Raw genomic sequence first — 1,581 nt, forward strand, 5'->3', positions numbered from 1 at the left:
AAGCTGTCGCCCGCTGAGGTCCTCAACGCCCGCTTGGGTCAAATCGCGCGGCGGCTTCCCGTAACTGCCCATCCTCAGCTCGCCACGGCCCAGACTCAGGTCACGGATGCGGCTGACCGGCGCTGTGCCGTCAATGTACATTCGCCAGACCTGCGCGTCCGGGCGCACCAGCGGCTGTGTTTCAGTCGAGGGACCAGCTTCCGGTGCCGCCGGCGCGAGGGCACCACCGGCAGACCGCACCGCTTCCAGAAACACGCCGTCTTGCAGCACGTAAGAGAGGGCCCCGCCGGACATCACCGGCTTGATGCCCTCAATGAAGTCTTCGTAACCGAAAGACTGGTGGAAGGTCACGAAGGAGATCTGACCTTGCGCGGCCAGCTCGTCGTAGCGGGCTTTACGGGCCGCGCGGCCCTCGCTGCCGGGGTGAGCAGATAAGAAAGCCGGGTCAAGGACCGAGAGCGCCTCGTCCACCACGCGGTAGGTCTTGCCGGTGCCGGGAGGGCCATAAAGAATCTGGTTGAGCGGCACGCCCGGCACTGGAACGAAGGCCGCTGGTGTCGGGGCGACAGGCCGGGTGCCGGGAACCCCAATTTCCTCAGTCGATGTCTCCTCGCTGGGACGCATCAGGCCGTCGAGCAGGTCCACAAGGGCGTCAAGGTATGTCAGGGCCGCGTCCAGCAGCTCGGGGAACTTGTCGGATTCGAGGTGCTCGGGAAGCAGGCTCAGGCCCACGCGCAAGCGGCGACTGCGGCCCACGCCCGACATGTACTGCTGAAGCTGCTGCGCGGCCTCGGCTTCTCGCCCGGGTCCCAGCGGCAACAAAAACAGGGCCCCAAAATCTGTATTCAGGGTGAGGGTCGCTTCCAGGCCAGCCGGCAAAGGGGCATTGAGCGCCGTCAGCAGGGTGTGCTGGCGAGCGGGCTCCTGCAGCGCCTGCCGGGGCCCGTCTCCCCGGCCATCAGGCAGCCCGGCTTCCAGGGTCAGCCCCGCTGAGAAAGGCACGTACTCGAACCCACTGTCGTCGGCGAACAGCAGCGCCCGCGCAAAGGCGCCGCCATCGGTCTTGACGCCGCCGCCCAGCGCCACTTTGACGGCGAGTTGCTCCCGACCGCTGTAGGGCGAGCGTGAGGGCTTCAGCGTCTCCCACTCGCCGGCCATCAAGTCCAGCAGCAGTGGCGCGTAACGGCGGTCAAGCACGAGGTTGCCCTTGACTTTGTCCCCCGCAAATTCCTGCGCGTCGGCTTGATACCGGGCAAACGGGAAATGATTGCCTTCCAGAGCCGCCGTCTGGCTGTTGAGCCACGCCCGGTGCGACAAAGCCGCAAAGTCAGGGTTGAGCTTGTGAGCCGCCTCCAGAACGGTCTCATACTCTGCAAGAGTCTGAACCTGACCAGCCGCCTGAAGACCACGCGCCTGCAGATAAGGCACATTGACAGCATTGAGGGCCAGGAATCGCTCGGGGTTGAGCCAGAAAAGACCCTGGGTCAGCTTGGGCAGCGCCACCTTGCGAATCTTCAGGGCGTCCTCAAAGGTCTGAGCGTCCAGAATACCGGCCACTGCCTGCCGCGCCAGTCGCCAGAG

1 pseudogene is annotated in these 1,581 nt (G+C 65.4%); it reads right to left on the minus strand.

What is annotated here, in order from left to right:
- Positions 1-1,557: pseudogene (locus T432_RS08980) on the minus strand (McrB family protein); the annotation flags it as partial.
- Between the last annotated feature and the right edge of the window lie 24 nt (positions 1,558-1,581).

The sequence above is a fragment of the Taylorella asinigenitalis ATCC 700933 genome, assembly GCF_000687755.1.
GTDB lineage: Bacteria > Pseudomonadota > Gammaproteobacteria > Burkholderiales > Burkholderiaceae_B > Taylorella > Taylorella asinigenitalis.